The organism is Streptosporangium sp. NPDC006007 (assembly GCF_040614315.1).
Classification (GTDB): domain Bacteria; phylum Actinomycetota; class Actinomycetes; order Streptosporangiales; family Streptosporangiaceae; genus Streptosporangium.
The window spans coordinates 71,560-95,138 of record NZ_JBEXUG010000011.1 but is presented as its reverse complement, the minus strand read 5'-3'; the positions used below and the strand labels follow the sequence as shown (position 1 = coordinate 95,138).

Annotated in this window: 20 protein-coding genes and 3 pseudogenes; 8 read left to right on the top strand and 15 right to left on the bottom strand. The window is 68.7% G+C overall.

Translation table 11 applies throughout. The annotated features are described in order from the left end of the window. Positions 1-279 precede the first annotated feature (279 nt). From pglZ to ABZ194_RS11690, 5 genes and pseudogenes are all read right to left on the bottom strand, one after another. The gene (gene pglZ, locus ABZ194_RS11710) at positions 280-6,612 is read right to left on the bottom strand and encodes a BREX-2 system phosphatase PglZ (protein ID WP_355595023.1); all 6,333 of its coding nucleotides are present in this window, start codon (positions 6,610-6,612) and stop codon (positions 280-282) included. 676 nt (positions 6,613-7,288) lie between these two features. Beyond that, the gene (locus tag ABZ194_RS11705; protein ID WP_355595021.1) at positions 7,289-7,630 is read right to left on the bottom strand and encodes a hypothetical protein; all 342 of its coding nucleotides are present in this window, start codon (positions 7,628-7,630) and stop codon (positions 7,289-7,291) included. A 131-nt stretch (positions 7,631-7,761) separates the two neighbouring features. Then, a complete protein-coding gene (locus tag ABZ194_RS11700; RefSeq protein WP_355595019.1) occupies positions 7,762-8,226 on the bottom strand; it encodes a hypothetical protein in 465 nt (154 codons plus the stop codon). Between the two features lie 151 nt (positions 8,227-8,377). Beyond that, positions 8,378-8,776 (bottom strand): annotated as a pseudogene (locus ABZ194_RS11695) (transposase); the annotation flags it as partial. A gap of 48 nt (positions 8,777-8,824) precedes the next feature. Beyond that, positions 8,825-9,079, bottom strand: a pseudogene (locus ABZ194_RS11690) (transposase); the annotation flags it as partial. Between the two features lie 843 nt (positions 9,080-9,922). Here ABZ194_RS11690 and ABZ194_RS11685 point away from each other — a divergent pair. The 3 genes from ABZ194_RS11685 (at position 9,923) to ABZ194_RS11675 (ending at position 11,071) form a co-directional block, all read left to right on the top strand. After that, on the top strand, positions 9,923-10,129 hold the full coding sequence (locus tag ABZ194_RS11685) for a hypothetical protein (protein WP_355595017.1): 207 nt from the start codon (positions 9,923-9,925) through the stop codon (positions 10,127-10,129). Next, complete coding sequence (locus tag ABZ194_RS11680; protein ID WP_355595015.1) at positions 10,068-10,538, top strand: transposase; 471 nt, start codon at positions 10,068-10,070, stop codon at positions 10,536-10,538. Before ABZ194_RS11685 ends, ABZ194_RS11680 begins: the two co-directional genes overlap by 62 nt. A 125-nt stretch (positions 10,539-10,663) precedes the next feature. Next, positions 10,664-11,071 carry a VOC family protein gene (locus ABZ194_RS11675; RefSeq protein WP_355595013.1) on the top strand — a complete coding sequence of 136 codons (408 nt, stop codon included), beginning with the start codon at positions 10,664-10,666 and terminating at the stop codon, positions 11,069-11,071. A gap of 92 nt (positions 11,072-11,163) precedes the next feature. Here the strand turns inward: ABZ194_RS11675 and ABZ194_RS11670 are convergent, their stop codons facing one another. Continuing rightward, complete coding sequence (locus ABZ194_RS11670; RefSeq protein ID WP_355595011.1) at positions 11,164-11,301, bottom strand: hypothetical protein; 138 nt, start codon at positions 11,299-11,301, stop codon at positions 11,164-11,166. Here ABZ194_RS11670 and ABZ194_RS11665 point away from each other — a divergent pair, their 5' ends adjacent. Continuing rightward, positions 11,302-11,601, top strand: coding sequence for a hypothetical protein (locus ABZ194_RS11665; RefSeq protein WP_355595009.1), 300 nt, complete (start codon positions 11,302-11,304; stop codon positions 11,599-11,601). Positions 11,602-11,652: 51 nt separating this feature from the next. Beyond that, positions 11,653-12,213 (top strand): annotated as a pseudogene (locus ABZ194_RS11660) (RNA-guided endonuclease TnpB family protein); the annotation flags it as partial. A 67-nt stretch (positions 12,214-12,280) separates the two neighbouring features. Here the strand turns inward: ABZ194_RS11660 and ABZ194_RS11655 are convergent. Then, positions 12,281-12,733, bottom strand: a complete 453-nt coding sequence (locus ABZ194_RS11655) for a hypothetical protein (protein ID WP_355595007.1) — start codon at positions 12,731-12,733, stop codon at positions 12,281-12,283. Between the two features lie 375 nt (positions 12,734-13,108). Here ABZ194_RS11655 and ABZ194_RS11650 point away from each other — a divergent pair, with 375 nt between their 5' ends. Both ABZ194_RS11650 and ABZ194_RS11645 read left to right on the top strand, forming a co-directional pair. Then, on the top strand, positions 13,109-13,924 hold the full coding sequence (locus ABZ194_RS11650) for a helix-turn-helix transcriptional regulator (protein WP_355595005.1): 816 nt from the start codon (positions 13,109-13,111) through the stop codon (positions 13,922-13,924). Continuing rightward, positions 13,915-14,127, top strand: coding sequence for a DUF397 domain-containing protein (locus ABZ194_RS11645; protein WP_355595003.1), 213 nt, complete (start codon positions 13,915-13,917; stop codon positions 14,125-14,127). The genes ABZ194_RS11650 and ABZ194_RS11645 overlap by 10 nt, the downstream gene beginning before the upstream one ends. Before the next feature lie 36 nt (positions 14,128-14,163). Here ABZ194_RS11645 and ABZ194_RS11640 read toward each other — a convergent pair whose 3' ends face one another. From ABZ194_RS11640 to ABZ194_RS11625, 4 genes are all read right to left on the bottom strand, one after another. Then, positions 14,164-14,493: a hypothetical protein gene (locus tag ABZ194_RS11640; RefSeq protein ID WP_355595001.1), complete on the bottom strand. Its 330-nt coding sequence runs from the start codon at positions 14,491-14,493 to the stop codon at positions 14,164-14,166. A gap of 236 nt (positions 14,494-14,729) precedes the next feature. After that, positions 14,730-15,269, bottom strand: a complete 540-nt coding sequence (locus tag ABZ194_RS11635; protein ID WP_355594999.1) for a GNAT family N-acetyltransferase — start codon at positions 15,267-15,269, stop codon at positions 14,730-14,732. Between the two features lie 334 nt (positions 15,270-15,603). Continuing rightward, on the bottom strand, positions 15,604-16,266 hold the full coding sequence (locus tag ABZ194_RS11630) for a response regulator transcription factor (RefSeq protein ID WP_355594997.1): 663 nt from the start codon (positions 16,264-16,266) through the stop codon (positions 15,604-15,606). Beyond that, positions 16,263-17,441, bottom strand: coding sequence for a histidine kinase (locus ABZ194_RS11625; RefSeq protein WP_355594995.1), 1,179 nt, complete (start codon positions 17,439-17,441; stop codon positions 16,263-16,265). The genes ABZ194_RS11630 and ABZ194_RS11625 overlap by 4 nt, the downstream gene beginning before the upstream one ends. A gap of 163 nt (positions 17,442-17,604) precedes the next feature. Between ABZ194_RS11625 and ABZ194_RS11620 the strand changes: the two genes are divergently transcribed. Next, positions 17,605-18,837, top strand: coding sequence for a lipase (locus tag ABZ194_RS11620; RefSeq protein WP_355594993.1), 1,233 nt, complete (start codon positions 17,605-17,607; stop codon positions 18,835-18,837). 332 nt (positions 18,838-19,169) lie between these two features. On the opposite strand, the gene ABZ194_RS11615 is transcribed toward ABZ194_RS11620, so the two are convergent. The 4 genes from ABZ194_RS11615 to treS all read right to left on the bottom strand — a co-directional run bounded on the left by ABZ194_RS11615 (position 19,170) and on the right by treS (position 23,570). Beyond that, entirely contained in the window at positions 19,170-19,577 is a 408-nt protein-coding gene (locus tag ABZ194_RS11615) for a hypothetical protein (protein WP_355594991.1), read from the bottom strand. Positions 19,578-19,615: 38 nt separating this feature from the next. Continuing rightward, entirely contained in the window at positions 19,616-20,293 is a 678-nt protein-coding gene (locus ABZ194_RS11610; protein ID WP_355594989.1) for a DUF433 domain-containing protein, read from the bottom strand. A 255-nt stretch (positions 20,294-20,548) separates the two neighbouring features. Further along, positions 20,549-21,862 (bottom strand): phosphotransferase, encoded by a 1,314-nt coding sequence (locus ABZ194_RS11605; protein WP_355594987.1) that lies wholly within the window; start codon positions 21,860-21,862, stop codon positions 20,549-20,551. A gap of 4 nt (positions 21,863-21,866) precedes the next feature. Then, complete coding sequence (gene treS, locus ABZ194_RS11600) at positions 21,867-23,570, bottom strand: maltose alpha-D-glucosyltransferase (protein WP_355594985.1); 1,704 nt, start codon at positions 23,568-23,570, stop codon at positions 21,867-21,869. Positions 23,571-23,579: the final 9 nt, after the last annotated feature.

Sequence of the window (23,579 nt, the reverse complement as noted above, 5' to 3'; positions counted from 1 at the left end):
CTATAGAAGTAAAACCTTCAACAGATCATTAATGATTAGAGAGGTGTGTCTTATATGTCGCCCCATGTCCTCCTGGTGGGCGTAGGGCTAATGTGAATAAAACTCTCTGTGCGCCCCGGTATTCGTCATTTCGGGCGACGGGCGATGAGCTGACCGGCTCGCCCCGAGCGGATAAGGACGCTGAGCGGCCACTCCGCCACATGGGCGCCGACCTCGAACCCGTCGGATTCCGAAGGCGCCGGACGGGCCGGCTCGCGGACACGCGTGCCGCCACGACCGTCACCCTTTCGGCCCCCTGGGCGCACCGAGTCCGAATTGCTCCTTCAAAAGGTGAACGTCGAGTCGTGCGCTCCGGCCGTTGTCGGTGATGGACAGCACCGGATGGCTGTCGACGTTGAGGATCCGCCGGAGGGTGGCCACGAATTCCGGCCCCCGCACCGCGTGCTCTCCGGCGCTCTGGGCCACCACGGGCAGCGGGAGCGTGCCCCCGGCCCTCAGCAGGGCCAGCAGAACGGCCTGGATCCTCGCCTTCGGCACCCTGCGCGGCATCATCTGGTGCTGCGCCGCGAAGAGCTCGGTGGCGAGCAGGTTGGCGACCAGGGGCGCGTCCGGATCCGTCGAGGTTCCCGCCGCCGAAGGCCCGGTCTGCGAAGGCCCCTGCGGAGGTCCAGTCCGCGGAGGCTCGGTCCGCGGAGAGCCGGGTTCCAGGGACCACCACTCGGGGTGCTGGTCGGGCAGGGCCCTCCACCCGGCGGGTACGGAGGAGCCGTGCGGGAGAAAGGCCAGCAGGGGAATCGTGACCTCGGCCAGGGAGACCCCGCCGTGGTAGCCGGCCTTGCCGGGAAGGTAGTGGAGGGAGGGGTCCCACAGCGCGATGAGGCGGCCGCCCGCCACCCGGGGGCCGGTGAGCTCCACCTCGCCGTCGTATACCGGCCCTCCGGCGTCGCGGTGGCGGGCCGAACGGGCGCACGGGAGGGGCCGCAGCGTTCCGCCCCGCTCCAGCACGTGACCGTGGTCACTCGTCAGGATGACCGTCCTGCCCCCCAGGCGGGCATGGTCGAGCAGGGAGCGAAGGACACCGAGGTCGGCTCCCCCCCACACGTCGTCGATCCGGCCACTGCCCTTGTCCAGCGTGTCGTCGATCGTGTTCAGCACCACGCCGACGTGGACCGACGCGTCCTGCAGCGACGTGGTGAGCTCGTCCCCCAGGGACTCGCCCACCGCTCCCCGGAGGCCGTCCTCGTGGAACAGCCGGACCGTCCTCCCCTCCCAGAACGGATGGTTCTCGAACGCCTCGCGCTCCTCGGCGGCGCCACCCGTGGTGAGACGGGCGGCGAACAGGCCGGCCCGGGAGACCCTCGTCAGCGTGGGAACCGCCGCCACCGCCGCGCGCCGCCGGGCCTGCTCCCCGGCTCCCGGCAGCGGGTCGTACTCCTCCCAGCGCTGCTCCCGGAGACCCTCGGCCAGTTCGACGGCGACGGCGGCGCTCATCCCGTTCAGGACCACGAGCAGCAGCGGACGCCGCAGGTCGGAGCCGTCGGCGACGAGAGGCGCCACCACACGGGGGAGCAGGGTGTCGACGGTGAGGAGGTCGCCGGGCTCGGTGGCGGTCCAGGCGGACAGCTCCGAGGCGAACGCCCTGTTCAGCTCGTGGCCTCGCTCGCAGGCGAGGTCGTGAAGCCGCTTGTAGGCGTCCTTCAGCGACGAGTTGCAGGGCTCCCCGAGCCAGACGTCCTCTCGGGCGCGGTCGACCCATCCCCACTCGTCGATCTGTGCCTGTACGGCCGCGCCGACGCCGCCGGCGAGGTGCTCCGCCGGATCGTACGGCCGCCGCACCAGCCACTGCAGGAGCCGCTGGGCCATCTCGGCACGCCGTACCCGGTGGGCCTCCGCCCCGGCCAGGGCGTGCGCCCGCAGCCGGGCGACCGACTCGGCCGACGCGCTCACTCTCTCCGGCGAACGCTCCTTGAGCGCGGACGTCAGCGCGCTCGCGACGTCGTCGATCCTGTCCTCGAAGCCGGAGCGGAGCAGATCGCTGTGGCGGGCCGCGGGACGGGCGCCGAACCGGACGACGAGCTCCTCGGCCCGGTCGAGGACGTAGTGGGCCAGGCGCGTCTCGCTCGCGGAGCCCCCCTTGTGGAGCAGCCGGGTCACTACGCCCTCGGCGGTGGACGCGAAGCCGCGGACACCCGCCTCCCGCGCCGAAAGGTGTGAGCCGCCCGAGGAGAAGGTGTCCGCGTAAAAGGTGCCCGTGTAAGCGGTGTCCGTGTAAGCGGTGCCCGCGCTCATGGTCGAGAGGTAGGTCAGCATATCGCCGCGCGCCCGCCATGCGACCTGCTCCGCCAGGGGGTTCCACAGTGCGCCGCAGACCAGCCCCAGCGCGAGGGCGTCTCTCGCGTGACCGCCGTCCACCAGATGGAACAGGATCTCGGCAAGGCTGCCGGCGGTCTCGCGCAGCCACGCCGACAGCCCGGCGCGTTCAGCCCCGCGCAGGCCGCGAAACGCCTCGACCGCGACCGCGTCCGAGCTCCACCGCAGCAGCGTGGCGGCGTTCGGCTCCTCCGCGTCGACGCCCAGCCGGTCGAGCCGGAGCCGCTGGGCCGCGAGCCGCCTGAGTGCGGTCTCCCGGGTCAGTACGGCGCCCGCCGGACGTGGCCACCCGCCGGGAGGCATGGCGTCGATCAGGGCCTCGGCGGCCCACCCCTCCGCCACCAGCCGGGGGTCCGTCCGCTGGACGCCGAAGCCCTCCTCGACCAGCCGCCAGAGCTTCGCCACGAAAAGTCGGCTGACCGCGCCCGACCCCGCGCCCGACCCCGCGCCCGACCCCGTGCCCGATCCTGTGCCCGACCCCGCCCCTGTGCCCGGCACCGCGTCCGGGGGCTGCGGCCGGACGTAGCGGCCCTCCCGCCACCTGACGTCGAAACCCGCCTCGCGCAGCAGTATGTCCAGATGCGGGCGCCCGGGGAGGGGGGCGAGCGCGGGGAAACGGGCCCGTACCCGCTCGTGTATCCGCTCGGGCCTCAGCCCCTCGGGGCGCCCGTCGCCTCCGCCGGATGGGATCGCGCCCGCCTGGGCGAGCCGGAGCGCACGCACCGGGTCCAGGTCGCCGGGATAGATCTCCAGCCGGGAGGTGGCGGCCGCCCGCCGGGAGGCCGCGGCGGCGAGCCGGACGAGGCGGCCGTCCTCCAGCGAGGGAACCCGTCCGGGAACGCCCACCGCCCGCAACTCGCGTAGCACGGTCGCCGGGGCCGCAAGCACCTCCTGGGCGGCCAGCCGGTCGGCGGCCTTGCCCAGCGCGTCGGCGTAGTCGAGCAGCGCCGGTGCCGGGGTGGTGCCGGGGGAGTCGTCCGCCCCGACCTCCAGCGCCATCAGCAGCCGGTCGCCGTGACGGCGGAGCAGGAGCCTCGGCTCCTTGGGCTCCTCGACGAGCGGGTCGATCTCCACGGCCGCTCGCACGGCCGCGAGGGCGAGGGCCAGGCGGAGCCTCGGATCGGCGCGGTGGGAGCCACGGGAGGCGAGGATCGCCTCGGCCGCCTCGGCCGCCGTCATGACCCGGCCACTCTGCACGAGTAGTTCCAGCAGTTCGTCGCGGACGCTGTGGATCACACGTTCCGCACTCCACCGTCTCCGCTGCCTGGTGAGCATCTGTGCGACCCGGCCCGGCGTCATGCCGATCGCCAAGGCGACCACCGGCTGCTGTGGCCAGGGCTCCGGCAACGTCCCATCGGCGTCGGGAAGTCCCAGGAGCAGCCGAGTGGCCTCCACATCCCCGCCGTTCCGGCCGTTTGAGTGCGGGTCGGGCACCAGCAGGGCGGCGATCGTGTCCAGCCCGACGCGGCCGAGCGCCGTCTCCGCGTCGCGGTCCTGAACGGCGGACGCGACCTCCTCGTGCGCGGCGGCCTTCTCATCGGAGGTGATGGGCTCGCCCCGGTTGAGTCGTGTCCTCCAGTCGCGGACACGGTGCCGGAGCTCCCGCCGGGTCCCGGCGCCGAGCCCGGGGAGGCTGAGGAGCACCGTGGAGGGGAGGTCCATCAGGTCGCCGACCGTGGCCGCGCCCAGGCGGTGCGCGGCCGACACCGCGCGAGACGACAGACCGGCCGCCGCCGGCACCGTCACGCGGGTGGCGGCCAGCGCGGCGGCGTCCCGGGCCTCGGTGGCGGTGGCGTCCTCCGCGGGCAGGCCGCCCGGACGCCCCGTGCTCACCGGGGACACCGTGCTCACCGGGGACACCGGGGACACCGTGCCGGAGCGCCGGAACACCTGGATCCAGGCGTCGCGCATGTCCCTCAGCGTCTCGAACCGCTGCCTGGCGTCGCGATGCAGCGCGCGCGGGAAGAACTCGATCAGGCCGTCGCGCACCGCCGGGTCGAACGCCTCGGCGGCCAGGGTCGGCGGGCCCTCCGTGTGGCGGGGTTCGGTCGTGCCGTCGCCCCAGACCGGCAGCTTGCCGGAGGCCATCTCGTGCAGGGTCACCGCCAGGGCGTAGCGCTCGGCGTGCGCGTCGTAGACCGTGCGGCCGGCCGTACCGAGAAAGGGGTCGAGGTAGTGCGGGGTTCCCGTCCAGATCTCCCTGACCGGGGTGCCGGCCAGTGAGAAGTCGAACAGGACGAGCCGGCGGGCGCGGTCCGGACGGACCCTGATCGCGATGTTGCCGGGCCTGACGTCGCGGTGGGTGACGCCCTCTCTCTCCAGGAAGTCCATCGCGCCGAAGAGGTGGTCGCCGTAGGTCTCCAGCTCGTCCGGGGACAGCGCCCCCCGCTCGCGGATCTCGCGGGCGACGGTCCGCTCGCCCGCCCGCTCCAGCACGACGCAGGTGCGCCCGCCGACGCGGATCGGCTCCGGGCGGACCAGGTTGACGACGGGTGAGCCGTCGCGCAGGTCGCGCAGTACGGACGCCTCGTGGTCGAGCCGGATCGTTCTCTCCTCCGACAGGGCGACCCTGAGCACCTCGGACCTCCCGGTCCGCAGGTTCTCCACCAGCAGGGCGCGGGAGGTGGAGCCGGTGCCGAGGCGCCTGTCCACCCGCCACTCACCGCCGACCACGTCGCCGGGGCGGGCGTCGAGCGGGTCGAGGTCGTCTCCTGGACGCTCGTCGCCGGAACGGGCGGGGTGGACCGGCCGGGTCGCGGTCGCCTCGGCCTCGACGGCTTCCAGCATCTCCAGGAACTCGGCCACGCCGGTCGGCCGCCGCGCGGGTTCGGGCGCGGTCGCCGCCTGGACGAGCTCGTCCATGAACTCGGTCATCGAGTCGTCGACCGTCGATGGACGCAGGCCGTCCTCCCTCGACAGGCGGACCAGCAGCTCCGTCCGCCGGTCGGCCGGAGGCCGCCCGGTGAGCAGCAGGTAGGAAAGGGTGCCCAGGCCGAACACGTCGAGTGCCACCGGGTCGGGGTCCGGCGCGTTCAGCTCGGGGGCGAGGTATGCCTGGGCCGAGAGCTCCAGGTGGGGTACGGCGGGGCCGTCGGGGCTCGTCCGCTCCTCGGCGCCGCCGCCGGCGCGCGTGGCCGCCCGCCAGTCGCCGATCTGGAGCCGCGGGTTGAGCCGGCCCCGTTCCTCGGCTCCGCCGGGCGCCGTGCCCGGTGTGACCAGCACGCTGCGCGCCGACAGCGCCCGGTGGTGCAGGTGCCGTCCGTGGGCGTACGACACCGCCTCGGCGAGCCGGCGGATCAGGCTGAGCCGGGTGGGCAGGTCGAGGCGCGCGCCGTACTCGCCGACGAAGTGGTCCAGGCGTACGGCCTCCGGGTCGTGCCGGAGGATGAGCGCGGGTCCCGTCGCGTGCTGTTCCATGGTGTCGACCCGCACGATGCCCGGATGGCCGATGCCGCGCAGGGTCAGCATCTCGTGGCGGGCCGCCCGGACCGTGTCGGCGCGTGCGCGCTCGTCGGCGTCGCGCTCGACGAGGTAGACGCGGACGCGGCGCTTCTCCGACTCGATCTCGCCGTGCGTGGCCAGATGGTCTTCCCAGGTCGGCCCGGTGTCGAGCGGGCGGGGCTCCAGTTCCCAGGCCCCCACCCACAGGTGGGAACGGCTCTTGGCGATGCCGGCTCCGCGCAGTTGGCCGTCGAGCCGCCGGGAGATCTCCGGGGTGATGCGGTGCCGCTGGTCGTCCGGCGCCACCAGGAGCAGGTCCGACAGGATTTTCGGCAGCCGGCCGTTCTCGGGGCCGAAGATCCCGTTGAGCCGGTGCTCGGGCAGGTCCACCTCAAGGGACGGGATGGGGAGGAGGACCGCCGCGCGGATTGGGGGGATCTTGGCCGAGTGACCGGCGGTCCTCCGTAGCAGGGAGGTGAGCTGTCCGGCCTTGGAGTTCGCCAGGGGCAGCGGGTCGTCGAGGTAACGGGTGTTCCGGTCCGTCGACTGCACCCAGTGGGCGCCGTCCGCGCTCAGCCACCCGTCCAGGCTCTTGATCTCGATGAGGAAGAGCCCACCGGGAGCGGCGACGAACAGGTCCACCTCGCGGACATGCCCGCTGTCGGCGGTGAAGGTGAAGTTGGACCACGCGCGGTACGGCTCCGTCTCGGGCAGTGCCGCGCGGATGTGTTCCAGGGCTTCGCGTTCGTGCCGGTAATGGTACTGGGAAGGCGTGATTGTCGTCCAACGGCCTTCTCGCACGTCTGGAATCTCCAAGGAAGGGGGGCTGCGTGACCGTGGGACAGGACGGATCGCGAACGCCCAGGGATTCAGGGACTCCGATAATAGACCGCGTACGACACGGCCGTCATTCAGGTCGGAAGTACCACTTGTTACCGGCGGGGAAACATGTCATCGAAAGCAAACTCCTGTACTGCTTTCAGGGAGACGGCCACCGTATGGGCAACTGGAAGTGGGCGTTTTTCATCATGCTCCGCGGGCTTGAGGAACGAAAGTCGTTTTAAGTCTCAACCGGCCGGGGTGTGAGGGGGTATATGGGCGAGATCTCCGTTTTCCCCCTATATCTGCAAGTGGATCCGATTATGAGTCGCGCGGGAGCGCGCGATGGCCGCCGCTGAACGTTTTCACCTTCATCGGATCCGTCGATGCCCCAGGGGGTGTTCTCGTTCTCTTCCCGATGATCATCGACGGTGAGGGCTCCAGGCCCCTCGTGCCGGGACAGCGTGTCCGCTTCACCGGGGAATGCCACCCTCTAGGACGGTTTCGACCTCCGGGCGACTCGGACGTTCGTCGGGGGCGATCCCGGTCCTGGCGCGGCGGAGCACAGGGCGCGGAGCCGTGGCGCCGCCTACGTCGGCAGTCTCCGGATCCACCGGGACAAGAAGGCGGGCTCACCGTGACGGCCCGCCCCCCGGCCTTAATCGGCCTCTACGTTGTCGTATTGAATTTCCAAATGCGACTCGTAGCCCCCGAACTCGGCCGACGGAGCCTCGTCGGCAGGATTTCCATCGAATTGATCTTCGTGATCGTCCGGCCAGACCCGCACAGCTCGGAATCGGTAACCGTCTTGTGGGAACTCCTCCCAGGTAAATCGGACCGGCCGGCCTACCGTGAGATTCCGTGGGGGATTCATGATGTGCGAGAAGTGCACCCAGATCTCGCCGGGAACGTCCTCGGAGGTGATCACTCCTAGGCCGTCGACGCCATGCCATTCCGTGACGATCCCCATTGTTGGTTCGCGCTTTTCGTCTTGTGTCACATGGCTCCTACGTTGTCGTGTTGAAGTATCACATGCGACTCGTGATATCCGAATTCGGTGGGCGCAACCTCAATGACTGGGTTTCCGTCGGCATTCGAAAGTCGATGGTCGAGTCAAAGGCGGATCCCAGGTCATGGATCCACGCCTCCTCCCCCACCCGCCAGGTGGCGCGTCACCCGCTGTGTGAGCTGCCCCTGGGCGACCACCAGCACGGCGAAGGCCACAGCCAGCGCCGCCAGCAGCGGTAGCCGTCCCTCATCGGCCAGCAGGATCGACTGCGCGTCGGCGAAACCGGTGCGCGCCGAGGCCCAGCCCGTGACCAGCGCGGTCACCCACCGGCCGCCGTGCCTGATCACCGGCCGCGCGGTCGCGGTCACCGCGGCCGGTACGGCGAGCACCACGAAGACGATGAGGATCCCCGCCGTCCCCGCCATGGAGAACTCCACGTCCACCCCGATGGCGAGCTTGATCGCGCGCATCAGCAGCCGGGCCACGAGGCCGGTCCCCAGACCGACCAGCAGCGCCGCCCCCAGCGCCGCCCCCACTATGCGGCCACGCCGCCACCCACGCTCCCGCGTCCCGTTCTCACCGTGCATCCCAAGGTTTATAGAAGGTGCCCCCCGCCGGAGCAATCCTGGAAGGTATCTGGAATCCGTTCGTTATCGGCCTCTTGGAACGTATTTGAGTAGTTATCACGAGGCGTGTCGTTTCCCTCAGTGGGTGTTTGATCCCGTGAGTTCTGTCTGATTAGTGCTTCAGGCGTCTCTCCAGGTTGGGGTGGATTCGCGGGAGGGCGGTGAATCCCCTGGTGGCGGGGTCACGGCGGATGACTTCGACGTCGATGCCCAGTGCGGCGCCGCCTTCGATGACCTTGGTGCGGTAGGTGCTGTCGGCCCAGGCCTTGGTGATCGTCGGGTTGTCTGCGGCGGCCTGGGTCAGCAGGGGCAGGCCTGCGGCGCCGTCGGAGACGCCGGCAGCGGTGACCATGACCGCCAGCAGCAGACCGAGGGTGTCGGTGACGATGCTGCGCTTGCGGCCGGCGATCTTCTTGCCCGCGTCGTAGCCCTGGCCGGCGGCGGGTACGTTGGCGGAGGTGTTGACGCTTTGGGCGTCGATGACGCAGGCCGTGGGGTTGGGATCGCGGCCTTCTGCGGTGCTGGCCAGGTGCCGCAGCAGGCCGTTGAGCCGGGTGAAGACGCCGTCGTTCTGCCAGTGGGCGAAGTAGCCGTAGACGCTCCGCCAGGGCGGGTACTCGTGCGGCAGGGCGTGCTCGGCCAGGGACCAGCCGGTGGTGCGCTGCAGCCCGGACAGCAGACCGGTCAGGCAGCGCCGGGCGCGCAGCCGGACCTCCCGGCGTTTGAAGCGGCCTGCGATATGGGCGAACGCGTCGTCCAAGCCGGCGTGCAGACCCGCGGCGTCGAGGTGTTCTACGCTGGCCAACGCGGCCACCGCCTGATCTTCAGTTCCATCACACCTGAATGGTCACAGCGGTGGCCGTCTCTCGAACCTGTGGCCCTATGCCTACAGGTTCACGTGCGCACGATCCTGCTCAGCCTCACGATCTGCGGCTGGAGTATTAGCCGAAGACACCAGCTGACCACACAAGGATCGTGAAAGATCGAGGGGGCTTCTCGTGGACTTGAAGTTTCTGGGATGCTGAGGGCTTATCTCAGACGCAATAGTACTTAGTTATGCCGCTGTCGGCGGCATTTGGGTGCCATGTCCCGTTGATCTCTACCGACAGCCAGCCCCTTGTTGTGTAGTTGTACGTACCCGTAGGATGGTAGGAACATGCGTAATTCACGATACGTCGCTTATTAATAGAGTATCCGTAATAGATCGCCGAAGTGGAAACCGCGCTTCCGTTTTTGAGAAGGTCTACCTCGACCCGACAGTCGGTTACTCCAGAGGTGCAGCTGGTGATCCAGCCTTGGCCGTGGATCTTCTGCTCTGATGCGGTGATCTGAAAGGGGTTGTTCACCGAGATCCAGCATCCAGTGAGACCGGCCTGCCGAATTTCCGCACTTGCATCCGATCTTTTTGGTTAACAGGTCGATTGATATTTCGTGACATAAATGGACGGTATCTGGGAAAATCGAGTAGATCAAGAGGGTTGTTTCTGAGCTTGAAAGGCCGGTGTTACCAGGGGGCGGCCGGTGACGGCCTACGGCGATCGGCTATCCCGGAGGTATGAGGTATGCCGAGGGCGGCGGGCTGACCGCATCGCCTCGGCTGGACGCCGCAGATCCCCGTGCGGCGGGCCGTCGAGCGCGGCGAGGGGGTGATCGAGTCGTGGGCCGCCGAGCAGTGGCCGGTCATGAAAGGGCGGCGCTCGACCTGGGCGCCTGGCTGTGCTGGGCCGACGAGGCCGGGCAGAACCTCAAGACCGCCCAGGGCGACCACCTGGGCGCCGCGCGGCAGTACTCCGGTGGTGACGGTGACCGGCAAAGGGTACGGCCGGGTGGCGGTGGCCGGGCTGGTGTGCGCCAAGCCGGGTGAGCGTACCCGGCTGGTGTATCGGGTGCTGGTCCGGCGCGGGCAGCCGGGTGAGGTCAAGGGCTTCGGGCCTGCGCGGTTCGCGGCGCTGCTGGATGCCGTGCACGCTCAACTCGGCGGGCCGCTCGTGGTGGTGTGGGACAACGACCGCCGTCATCTGTCACGGGCGATGCGCACCGCGGTCGAGGTGCGTCCGTGGCTGACGGTCTTCCAGCTTCCCGCTTATGCGCCCGAGTTGAACCCGGCCGAGGGGGTGTGGTCGGTTCTCAAACGCGGCCTGGCCAACCTCGCTCCCCATGACGTTGATCAGCTCACCGCGCTGGTCAAGACCAAGCTCAAACGGATGCAGTACCGTCCCGCGCTGCTCGATGGCTTCATCGCCCAGACCGGCCTGATCCTCGAACCGTTGTAACTTCAGCCTTTCAAGCTCAGTTACAGTGAAACCGAATATCTAATATGCACTCTCGGCGCTAATGTGATCACCATGAGTACGTGTTACCCCTTCCGGGCATCTGAGGGTTCTGCGACACTGGGCACATGGCCTCGCTGTTCAGATACCTGGTCTTCCAGTCTCAGGTTCCACTCAAGCTTGCGCGATTCTGGGGCGCCGCGCTTGGTGATCTGCCGGTCGATACGGGCCCCTCCGGGTGCTGGGTGGATCTCCCTCAGGGCAACCAGCCGTCACGGATACTTTTTTTACACAGTGACAAAACACCCGGCGTGGGGAGCCGGCTACACATGCATCTGAATCCCGGCGAGGTTAGTCTGGCTCGGGAGGTGGCCCGTCTGATAGATCTGGGAGCCACCGTCATCAGCGAGCATCGCAGGGTGGATGACATAGGTTGGATAGTCATGGCAGACCCGGATGGAAATGAATTCTGTGTCGATTCGAGTGACGCCGAGGTGGAGGCCTTCCGTACTCAACATGGCATCTCAGCGGAGTAGGCCCGGCCCGGCTTATACGCTTTCCAATGCTGATCGGGCACCCTCGGAACACCGTTTGACGGGCGTGGGACCATCGGGTCCCACCCAATGGTTCAGTGATTGCCGGGGCGGTCGCGGTCGCTCCGAGGGCGCGGGGCCCAGCGGATCAGCCGGCCGGTCAGGACGAGGCCGATCAGGGCGGCGATCGGCGGAGCGACGCGTTTGAGCAGCGGGAGGCCGGCCGCCGCCATGTGAGGCTGCCCCGGCTCGGGACGATCCGCACCCACGAGTCCACACGCAAGCTCGCCCGGCATCTGGAACGTGGCACCGGCCGGATCCTGTCGGCCACGGTCCGGTGGGAGGGTGGCCGCTGGTTCGTCGCGTTCACCTGCGAACTCGACCGCACCGAACGCATTTCGGACCACCCGGCTACGGTCGTGGGAGTGGACCTCGGCGTGAAGGACCTCGCGGTGCTGTCCACCGGAGAGGTCGACGCCAACCCCGGGCATCACCGGTCGGCGTTGAAGCGGCTGCGCAGGCTGAACAGGTAACTCGCCCGCCGTGTCGGCCCGCGCACCCCCGACGGCGGCGGGCGCGAGCCGTCCGCCCGCTGGGCCAAGTCCAGGGCGGCGCTCGGCAAGGCGCACACGCGCGTCGCCAACCGGCGGCGCGACGGCGTCCACCAGCTCACCAGCCGCCTGGCCGGTATCTACGGCACGGTCGTGGTCGAAGCCCTGAACGTGTCCGGCATGCTCGCCGGCCGGCGTCTGGCCCGTGCGGTCGCCGATGTCGGCATGGCCGAGGTGCGGCGGCAGCTCACCTACAAAACCGGGTGGAACAGCGGCCGTCTGGTCGTCGCCGGCCGCTGGTTTGCCTCCGGTAAGACGTGTTCGGGATGCGGCGCGGTGAAAGCCAGGCTCGCCCTGTCCGAACGCACCTACGCCTGCACCGGGTGCGGCCTGGTCCTGGACCGGGACCATAACGCCGCGCTCAACCTGGCCGCGCTCGCGGCCGACGTCGCCCAGAGTCGCGGGGAGACGGAAAACGCCCGTGGAGGAGCGGTAAGACCCGGCGTCCGCGCCGGGCACGCACCGGCGAAACGGGAACCCCGGAAAACGGGGAACGCCGTCGCGGCAACGCGGCGACTCGCCGGTACTCACTGAGAAACACTGAGAACCAGCGAACGGTCGTGGGGCAGGTCCCAGCAGACGGTGCGCAGGCCGTCCGGCGCTATGGGCGTCGGAGCTTCTCCGGGTGGGGGTGAGGTGTGCGCGGGGGGGATCGACAGGAGTGGGGGAGGCGTCCGGCGGGCTGGGCTGGGCCGGGCCGGTCGGCCGTGGCCGGAGCCGGTGCCGAGGATGAGGGTGGGGACGGCTGTGCGGGGCCGTTCGGGACGAGCCAAGTGGGTGACGGCGTCGCCTGCTCGGCCTCGCGCATCAGGGCGCACAGCTCGTCGGCGGTGCGGGCCTGCACGATCAGGGGCTCGGGGGCGGGCCAGGTGGCGACGGCGTAGAAGCGCCGCGCCCCCAGGCCGTACCAGACGGTCCACGCGGGCTCGGTCAGGTCCATCCGCCGGGCGGCGGCCTGCTTGGCCACGTCCCAGGGGCGGGGAGGGACCGGCATGACGGGCTCGCCACGCCGGTGCCGCCCGCTCATCCGTGTCCAGGTGTCATGCCAGATCACGCCGCGACCCCCTCGGGTGGCCGGACTGTTCCCGCGCGGCTTACGAGGTGGTGACAGCTCTGTATCCGGAAGGTCGGTGAATCACTCGCTGAATCATATGTTTTCGATCTCCTCGTGTTCATTCTTCACCCCTCTTATCCGGACATAGAAGGTGATTTTGACGACGTTTTCCTGGGGGTGCGCCCTGCGTGCATAAAAAGGCCTCTCCGGCGGCGTTCTTGCTTTCCGAGACTCTTCACAGAGTGCCTCCGGCGGGATACGTTGGGTATCAGAACCCCCGGCACGCCGCCAAGACAGTTTGTAGTGCGGCTGTGGCATTTGTGGTGCCGATGTGGCGTTCCTCCCCCCAACTCATCGGACGGAGTTGAAATGTCCGTGTCCTCCGAGCTTGACCCGCCAGGAAAGCCCTTGGTTCTTTTCGGGGCCGAACTCCGCAAGCACCGAAAAGGGGCTGACATGTCCCAAGAGCGCCTGGCGGAAATCATCCAATTCAGCATGAGCTTGGTCGGCTTCATCGAAAGGGGTCAGCGCACGCCAAGCCGCAACTTCGTCCAGCGCTGTGACGACGCCCTGGAGGCAGGTGGAGAGCTTGTCCGTCTCTGGGAACACCTCACCCGCGCGGCAAGCCCCCGCTGGTTCCGCGGCTGGCTGGACATCGAGCGAGAGGCTCAATCCCTGCATACTTGGGAACCGCTCGTCGTGCCTGGCCTTCTCCAAACGGAGGAATATGCGCGAGTGGTGATCCGAGGTGAGCCCGGCATAACGGATGAGCAGGTGGAGAAGGCCGTGCAGGCACGAATGGAGCGACAGGCAGCTTTTGCCCTGTTGACTCGGTCGATGCTCTGGGTTGTCCTCGACGAAGGAGTCCTGCACCGTCCGATCGGCGGTAAAGAGATCATGCTCCGTCAGGTCGAACGCCTCCTGGAAGCAGTCGATCTGCCGAGGATCGGCATCCAAGTCGTCCCCTTGGCGCTTGGGGCGACCACCGGCACCTCGGGGGGATTTATTATCGCGCAGCTACCAGGAAGTGCGGATACGGTATATATCGAATCTGCGATTCACGGCCACGTGACGGATCGGTTGGAAGATGTCGAGGCGATTCACGCCCGATATGACACCATCCGAGCTGGGGCACATCCACAGCATGTCTCGATCGAGTTGATCAGAGAGGCGCAGAGATTATGGACCTGAGTGACGAGCTGGAGACCGCGGCCTGGCGTAAGGCGACCAAGAGCGCGTCCAACCAGGGGAACTGCCTTGAGGTGGCTCCGTTGTCGGGTGGCCGGGTTGGTCTGCGGGACACCGAGGCCCCGGAGCGGGCGCCGTTCGTGCTGAGTGCCGGTGTGTGGGATGCCTTCGTCGACGGCGCCAAGAAGGGCGAGTTCGACTTCTAATCCCAACGCCGTTCGGTTAGAGCGGACTGGATGCTGTCAAGGGTCGGTCGGGAGCATGCTGACGCTGATGGTGGCCTTGTAGGTGGTCCGGTCGATGGCGGGTCCGCGTGCGTTGTACTTGGAGATCGCTCGTTTGACGATGCGGTCTTTGGTGCGGACCCGCCGCTTGGGCAGGAGCTGGGCCGGCACGTGGCGGCCGATGACTCCGGCCAGGTCGATGGCGGTGTCGGTGATGATGCCCGCGGCCAGGACGAGTTGGTCGCGGGCGTCAGATAGCGCGATGGTGAATCCTGCGCGGTCCGGGTCGGTGTTCGGGACGCTGTCGGTGGCGTCGGTCATCGCGGTCCGCAGCGCCTGGTAGGCCACCAGCAGGGCCCGGATCTCCTGCTCGATCCCGGCTGGGAGAACCCACCCGCCCAGGATTGTGGATTTCAGCTCTCGGCGTCGATGATCCGCACGGTCAGCGCGCCGAGCCGGGCCAGGAACGAGCCCTGAACGGCGTTGCTTTTAGAGGTGACGCCCGGCATGCGCGCGGGCACGTCGCGGTTGCAGGACGCTCGCGCGTGGATGGGCGGGTGCTTCCCGGCGGTTCCGTCGCAAACTCAACTGGACGGCGTGACCGGAGACCACATGCCGAGCCACTGCTCGGCGCCCCAGGCCTCGAACCGCTCCACCTCGGTGAACCCCAGCTTCGCCGCGAGACGCATCGAGCGGACGTTGGCGGTCTGGGTGGTGAGCACCACCGGCTCGCCGGGAAGCGCGCCGGTGAGCCAGCCGAGTGCCGCCGCGCACGCCTCGGCGGCGTACCCGAATCCCCACGCCCGCGGCAGGAACAGGTAGCCGAGATCGGCCTTCCCCACGGCAGCCGGGTGACGGTGCCCCGTTGCTCTCCTTAACAGGATCTGGCCGATCATCGACCCGTCGAGATCAACGACGAAGCTCCCGGGCCGCCGCTCGGGAGCCCCGGACATTTCGCGCTCAAGCTCGTCACGCGGCCGGGGGCCGCCGAGGTAGGTGTGCACCTCTGGCGAGGCAAGCAGCTCGATGGAAGCCGCACGGTCCCGGGCCTCGGGCTCACGGAGCACGAGCCGCTTGGTCCTAATCGGCTCAGGTGGCCAAGCCACGGGTCCCAGATCTTCCATACGCGCAGGCTAACAGGTGGTCAAATCAGCAAAACGGGAGACGTTTAACTCCCCGGCATTGCTTCTAATCCTGCTCTCAGCACCAAGAGAAGTCCCTGACGGCCGCCAGAGGCTTCTCGTGTCCTACGCGTTGAGCCGCCACGGCGGTTTCATCACGATCGACATCGAAGCCGAGTCGGCCATGCTCATCGAGGGGGCCGTCCCCGTGTCCGACGCGGGTCCACGACGCGGCCCTTCCCTTCCCGCTCAACCCGTGATCCGCCGGCGACCGGGGAGTGAGACGATCATGGCTGTCGCTCCGCTCCAGCCGCTGAAGAGGGCTCGGACGGGCTGGTCAACCCGGCTGGATGAGGCCGGACTCGTAGGTGAAAACCACGGCCTGTACCCGGTCGCGTAGCTGGAGTTTGTCCAGGATTCTGCCCAGGTGGGTTTTCACGGTCGCCTCGGCCAGGTGCAGGGCCGCGGCGATCTCCGCGTTGGACAGGCCACGGCCCACCTGGATGAGCACTTGGCGTTCGCGGGTGGTCAGGCGGGCGAGCCGTCCGTCCTGATCGGGGCCGCCGCCGTTGAGCAGTTGCGGGGCGAAGTTCTCCAGCAGGCGACGGGTGATCCTCGGGGACACCACCGCGTCGCCGTCGGCGATGCTGCGGATGGCGGCCAGTAGATCGTCCGGGCGGGAGTTCTTCAGCAGGAAGCCGGACGCGCCCGCCTTGAGGCCCGCGAAGGCGTATTCGTCCAGGTCGAAGGTGGTCAGAATGAGCACTCGGGTCCGCGGGCAGGCGCGGACGATCCGGCGGGTGGCCTCGATGCCGTCGGTGCCCGGCATGCGAATGTCCATGAGGACGACGTCGGGGTGGAGTTGACGTGCCAGGCGTTCGGCCTGTGCCCCGTCGGCGGCCTCACCTACCACCGACATGTCGGGCTGGATCCCGAGAACCATGGTGAAGGCCATGCGCAGCAGCGACTCGTCATCGGCGAGGAGGATGCGAATCGTCACGCCGCGCTCCCGTCTCGCGAGCCCTCCCGGAGCGTCCCACGGTGGGTCGCGGTGAGATCCAGCCGAGCCGATACCCGCCAGCCCCCCGCCGGGAGTGGGCCTGCCCGGAAGGTTCCGCCGTAGGCGGCCACCCGGTCACGCATGCCTTCGACGCCGTGCCCGCCGCCGACGGCCGCCGGGGCGGTGCCGTTGTCGGTGACCTCCAGGGTGACGGCCTCGGGCGAGACCTCGATCCGGACCTCGGCGCGGGTTCCGGGCGGGGTGTGTTTGAGCACGTTGGTCAGGGCCTCCTGGGTCAGGCGGTAGACGGTGAGCTGGGCGGCGGCCGGGATCCGGGCGGCGTCGCCGTACGTCTGGAGGCCGGCCGCTAGCCCGGCGGCTCGCAGCCGGTCGACCAGGGCCGGGAGCTGGGCGAGACCGGGTGTCGGGTGCCGCCGCAGGTCGCCGGCCGCCCGCGATCCCGTCCCGCCGGCCGCGTCCGGCTCGTGGTCGTCGGAGTGCGGGGCGAGGCTACGGCGCATGTCGGCCAAGGCCTGGCGGCCGGTTTCCGCTATCTGGCCGACGGCGGCGGACACCTTGTCCGGGGCGTCGGCGCCGACGTAGTGGGCGCTGTCAGCGAGGGCGATCATGACGGAGAGGTTATGGGTGACGATGTCGTGCATGTCGCGTGCCATCCGGGCCCGGTCCTCGGCGACCGCGAGCCGGGCGCGCTGGTCGCGGTCGCGTTCCAGCGCGGCGAGGTAGGCACGCCTGGTCCGCATGCTCGTGCCGGTGACGGCCGCGGCGGCGATCATCGCCGTCAACGCCGTCACCGACAGGAGGAACTGCCCCTCGGGCGCCCACCGTGCCGAGGCCAGCACCGCCCCGGCCTCGACCACCGCCGCGGCCGTGAGCGTGCGCGGCCACGTCGCGTGCGCGCCGACGGTGTACAGGGCCACCAGCAGCGCCACGTCCGCGGGCAGCTGAACACCGGCCAGCCACTGAAGGCCCGCCACCGTCGCGATCACCGCGAACACCGTCAGCGGGGCGCGCCGCCGCCACACCAGGGGCAGCACGAGGCCGACCTGGAGGAGCACCACCTCAAGACCGCCCCGCAGAACCTGGCCGGGGCCGAGGGTGACGAGGAAGATCGCGGCGGCCGGCAGGGCGTCGAGCATCCGGGGCCGGCCGTTCATATCGCCACACTAGGCGATCTGCCAGGCCGAATTCCCTCCTCCCCTGGGAGGAGGGTCAGCCCGAAGTCGTATGGCCGGATCAGCTCCCGGCCGCTCGTGCGGGCCGGAAGATCGCTGGAAAGCTCCTGAACCAGGAATACGCATCGAGAACGGAGCCGACCACATGCCGACCACCGCATTCACACGCCGCCGCGTGGCCATCGCCGCGCTCGCCCTCGCGACCACCACCGCCGTCCCGTCGACGGCCCACCCCGCCCACGCCGCCTCCGGTACGGCCGCGGCCACCGCCGGCGGAGCGACGATCGCCGGGGCGGCCACCACGCTCGCCGCCTCCCCCGCCCCCGCAGTCAAGGTGACGTTGCCCGCCCCCACGGGGCGGTATTCGATCGGCACCCGTGCGTTGCGGCTGGTTGACTCGTCGCGGCGGGATCCGCTGGTGAAGGCGCGGCCGTATCGGGAGCTGATGGTGAGCCTCTGGTATCCGGCCGGACCCTCCGATCGTCCTCCGGCACCGCACATGTCACGGATGGCGGCGGCCGACTGGGACCGGCGCTCGGCACCCGCGATGGGAATCAAACGGGGCAGCGTGGACTGGGCCGCCACGACGACCCACGCCCGGGAAGGGGCGCCGGTCGACCGGAAGGCCGGGGCGCTGCCGGTGGTGCTGTTCTCGGCGGGGGACGGTGGGCCGCGGACCCTCGGCACGGTGCTCGTGGAGGAGCTGGCCAGCCGTGGCTACCTGGTGGTCACCGTGGACCACACCTACGAGGCCGATCAGGTCGAGTTCCCCGGGGGGAGGGTCGAGCGGGCCGTCCCGCTACCGTCGAAGCTGACGCCGAGCGTCATCGCGAAGCTGCTCGGAAAGCACGCCGGGATCCGTCTGGCGGACATGAGGTTCGTACTCGGCCGCCTTGACAAGATCGCCGGACTGCGCGGTGTCGCGGACCTCTCGAAGATCGGGATACTCGGCCAGTCCATCGGCGGATCCGTGGCCGCCCAGCTCGCCCACGACGACCCTCGCGTCGACGCGGGCGTCAACCTCGACGGCTCCTACGTGGGTCCCGTGGCACGGACAGGGGTGCGCAGGCCGTTCCTGCAGTTCGCGGCCCAGGCGCACACCCGGGCGGGCGATCCTACCTGGAAGTCCTTCTGGAACGCCTCCGGCGGATGGAGGCGCGAGCTGAGGCTGGCCGGCGCTGCGCATGGCTCGTTCACCGACCTGCAGGTCATGCTGCCGCAGGTCAAGGATCTCGTCGGCACGATCGATCCGGCACGGTCGGTGGCGGTGCAGCGTGCCCACATCACCGCCTTCTTCGACCTGCATCTCAAGGGACGGGCCACACACCTGTTCGACACGCCGGACCGGCGATATCCCGAGATCACACTGGTTCCCTGACCGCCGGCCGCCGCGGGCGAGGGAGGGCGGGGCGCCGAGCCGGAGAGCGCGCCGCACATCACTCGCGAGGCTCCATGCGGCTGGGGGGCGGCCGGGCGCGGTTGTCACCGACCCTCGCCGAGGTGACCGGACCGGCATCGCCGGGGAACTTCTCGACATCCTGGCCGGGACTTGGTTCCACATGCCGGTGGATGCCTTTCACGGATGCGCTGCAAGCGCGAGATGGCCGGCAAGGATCCCCAGGCCGAGATCGATCGCACCCCAAAGGGCTTCCACCGCGCTGTCGGGCGCGCCAGGTGTGCGGGAGCAGTTCGCCGTACAAGGCAGTGGACTTACCACTGCCCGTGGAGTGCGATCCGCATGTCGCTGAGCTTGGTCTCGCTGATCCCCATGAACCAGGGGCCGGGACCACGCTCCTTGATTTCCCGTTCGATGTCATTCCACCGGCGTGCCAGCAGGCACATGGTGTCCCAATTGGAGAGATCCTTCTTACCGGCGATCCAGAACACACGTAGCCCATTTTGGGCGTAGAGTATGGCCTTCGCGTGCTTGGTGCGGATGCGTTTGTCCCGTGTGATCACTACCAGTTCCCTGGCCGCCACCTTGGGAATCCAGTCATCGTCCAGCGCGCCGAGAGGCACCTCGGGGATGAGCCGATGGTTGGTGTGGATGACGTCCCGGCGCAGAAGGGCCAGAGCCCGGCCAACGCCGAGAGAGGTCTCGTCAACGAAAAAGCGCATGCTCTGCGGGTCTATGGGGGGCATGACGTTCCAGAGGCTCAGGCGCTGCGGCGCTTCTCGAACAAGACTGCGGCACGTACCTGTTCAAGTGGGAGTTCATACAGTTCGGAGATCGTCTCTTCGGAGTCGCCCGCCCTGACCTGCTCGGCGATGACTTCGGTGGGAACCGATCGAACGGCGGGTTCGCCGAAGGCCCGTAACGGATCGATCTTGACGCCGGGAAGCTCCGGATCGGGGAGCATGCGCACGGCGGTTCCGTTGTCGAACTCCACTGCTCTGACGAAGATCTCAACAGGGTCGGCCATGACGAGCTGGCCGCTGCGTACCACCACGAGAAGAAGTTCCTTCTGCAGTCCGACCTGTTCCTGAACTCGCTGGACGAGCTCTTTGCCGTGGGGGGTCACGAAATTCGCCGACTGTGCGAGGGGGTACTGCAATCGAGTCTCGGTTCGCAACTTCGCTATGGCCGGCCGCATGTTAATGATGGGAACGCCCGCGTCGCGGTACTCGGCCAGCAGGCGGGTCTCGACGAACTCGCCCCATGTGGCCGTCTCTTCTCCGGTGTGGCGCTGCCGGACGACCGGATCGTAGGTGCGACCGCCACGGACGTAGCCGTCAATCCAGCGTCGCGCGGTGCCGGGGCACAGGCCGAGCAGGCGATCGACCTGCGACATTGTATATGTCGGTCGTCCGAGGAGGTCAACGACGCCTTTCATGGTGTGCATCATCCCATCGGTGTGTCCTTTGGCAACCCTTGCCGGAGAAGAACGGATGAATCACATCATGAATTTGCGATTAGCGAGGGTATTTCGAAAAGGTCCGGTCCGGAGTTTATTGATCATGATGATATTGTCTGTTATGTATATTTTTAATGTTAATGATTGTGTTTGAGGGTATGGCCCTGATTCTGTGCGGCGGAGACTCGGTTGAGGCCTTCTGTGGGACGACTGATCAGAGGCCCGGCGAGCGGGTCAACGGTCGGTTTGGAAGGCGGCGAGGGGGATGGGGAGCCAGGTGGGGCGGTTGCGGGCCTCGTAGACGACCTCGTAGACGGCCTTGCTCATCTCCAGGGCGCGGAGCAGGACGGCGTCCTCGGCGTGCAGGCGGCCACCGCCGGCGGAGTAGCCGGCCAGGAAGGACGAGCGGTTCAGGTCGGCCCACTCCACGGCCCGGGGGCGCAGCGCGTCGGCCTTGGGGTGGTCGGCCAGCAGGTGGCGGGCCGCGTAGTCGAACGAGCGGAGCATGCCGGCCACGTCCCGCAGCGGGGAGGACAGGGCGCGGCGCTCGGCCAGCGGCTGGCCGGGCTCGCCCTCGAAGTCGAGGATGACCCAGTCGCTGGTCGTGCGCATCACCTGGCCCAGGTGGTAGTCGCCGTGGACCCGCTGGACCGGCACCTCGGCGACCACGTCGGCGACCCGCCGGTAGGCCTCCTCGGCCACCCGCGCGTGGTCGGCGAGCCGGGGCACCTCGATGACCGCCTGGGCCAGGCGGCGGCGCAGGTCCTCGACCGTCTGCTTGACGTCCTGGGCCCCCATCACCCCGGTGGGGAAGGCGGCGGCCAGCTCGTGGTGGGCCTCGGCTGTGGCGACGCCGAGCCGGTAGGACTCGGCGCTGAAGTCGCCGCCCGCGTTGGAGGCCGAGGGGTCGAGCGAGGCGTAGAGGTCGCGGACGCTGGTCAGGGCCAGGGCCCAGCCGTCGTTGGCGGTGGACAGGAACTCCTGGGTCATCGCCAGTGTGGTGGGCTCGCCGTCGAGGTCGATCTCGATCCAGCCGTACGGCTGCGCGATGTGCCGGGCGCCGTGGCGGGCCAGCGCGGTGACGATCTCCAGCTCCGGGTTGACGCCCGGGATCAGGCGGCGGAACAGCTTGCAGATGTAGGTCTCGCCGTACACCAGGGAGGTGTTGGACTGCTCGGCGCCGAGCACCAGGCTGCGCAGCGAGGTGTCGATCTCCACTCCCTCCAGGCGGCGGAAGCGGAGCGGGCCGAGGTCGCGCCCGGCGGCCATCTCCTCCAGCAGGGAGCCGGTGAGGTCGGGGTTGTAGACGGCGTCGTAGTAGCCGTCGCCGATCCGGGCGTGGCTGAACCGCCCGGAGGTCTCCCCCTCGGTGCCGAGCAGCAGCTGGTAGCGGTCGCGCTCGCCGGCCTGGCGCACCGAGACGATCAGGTGGCGCAGGCCGGGCCGTAACTCCGTGTCGAATTCGACGCCGAGTTCGTCGATCGGGCGCCCCTTACCGGCGAACCATCGTTGGTGGATGATCCAGCCGGAAAGGAGCTCCGTCAACACGGCTTTACGCCTCCTGGGCTGTGGGCGGCAGGGTGAACCAGTAGAACCCATGCCCAGGAAGCGTCAAAAGATACGGAAGTTCGCCAATCGCCGGGAACGGGACTCCGCCCATCGTCTCCACCGGTATCGACCCCTCGAACCGGCGCAGGTCGAGCTCGACCGGCTGCGGGAACCGCGACAGGTTGTTGACGCACAGCATCCGGTCGTCGCCCAGCTCACGCACGTAGGCCAGCACGCTCGGGTTGGAGGAGTTCAGCTCGGTGAACGCGCCGAGACCGAAGACCGGATGGCGCTTACGGATGTCGATCATGCGCTTGGTCCAGTGCAGCAGCGACCCGGAGTTCTTCTGCTGCGCCTCGACGTTGATCGCCTGGTAGCCGTAGATCGGGTCCATGATGACCGGGAGGTACAGGCGGCCGGGGTCGCAGCTGGAGAACCCGGCGTTGCGGTCCGGGCTCCACTGCATGGGCGTGCGCACGCCGTCGCGGTCGCCCAGCCAGATGTTGTCGCCCATCCCGATCTCGTCGCCGTAGTAGAGCACGGGGGAGCCGGGCAGCGACAGCAGCAGCGCGGTGAACAGCTCGATCTGGTTGCGGTCGTTCTCCAGCAGCGGGGCCAGCCGCCGCCGGATGCCCACGTTGGCGCGCATCCGGGGGTCCTTGGCGTACTCGGAGTACATGTAGTCGCGTTCCTCGTCGCTCACCATCTCCAGCGTCAGCTCGTCGTGGTTGCGCAGGAAGATGCCCCACTGGCAGTGCTCGGGGATCTTGGGCGTCTGGGCCATGATCTCCGAGATCGGGTAGCGCGACTCGCGCCGCACCGCCATGAAGATGCGCGGCATCAGCGGGAAGTGGAACGCCATGTGGCACTCGTCGCCGCCGGTCGCGGGCTCGCCGAAGTACTCGACCACGTCGGCGGGCCACTGGTTGGCCTCGGCCAGCAGCACCCGGTCGGGGTAGAGCCGGTCCACCTCGGCCCTGACCCGCCTGAGGTAGGCGTGCGTCCTGGGCAGGTTCTCGCAGTTGGTGCCGTCCTGCTCGAACAGGTAGGGGATGGCGTCCATCCGGAACCCGTCGATGCCGAGGTCCAGCCAGAACCGCAGCACCTCCAGCATGGCGTCCTGCACGTCCGGGTTCTCGTAGTTGAGGTCCGGCTGGTGGTGGAAGAAGCGGTGCCAGTAGTACTGCTGGCGCACCGGGTCGTAGGTCCAGTTGGACGTCTCGGTGTCGACGAAGATGATCCGGGCGTCCTGGTAGCGCTCGTCGTCGTCGTGCCAGACGTAGAAGTCGCCGAACGGCCCCTCCGGATCGTGCCGGGACGCCTGGAACCAGGGGTGCTGGTCACTGGTGTGGTTCATCACCAGGTCGGCGATGACCCGCATGCCGCGCTTGTGTGCCTCGTCCACCAGCTTCACGAAGTCCCCGAGGTCGCCGAACTCCGGCAGGATCTTCATGAAGTCCGCGATGTCGTAGCCGCCGTCGCGGAGCGGCGACTCGTACAGCGGGAGCAGCCAGAGACAGTCCACGCCGAGCCACTGGAGGTAGTCCAGCCTCTCGATCAGGCCCCGGATGTCTCCGGTGCCGTCCCCGTTGGAGTCGGCGAATCCCCGGATCAGCACCTCGTAGAAGACGGCGCGTTTGAACCAGTACGGGTCGCGAGGGTTCTCCTCGTCGAAGGTGTTCGGAATAGGCTCAGGTACCTGATTCACCAGTGGGCT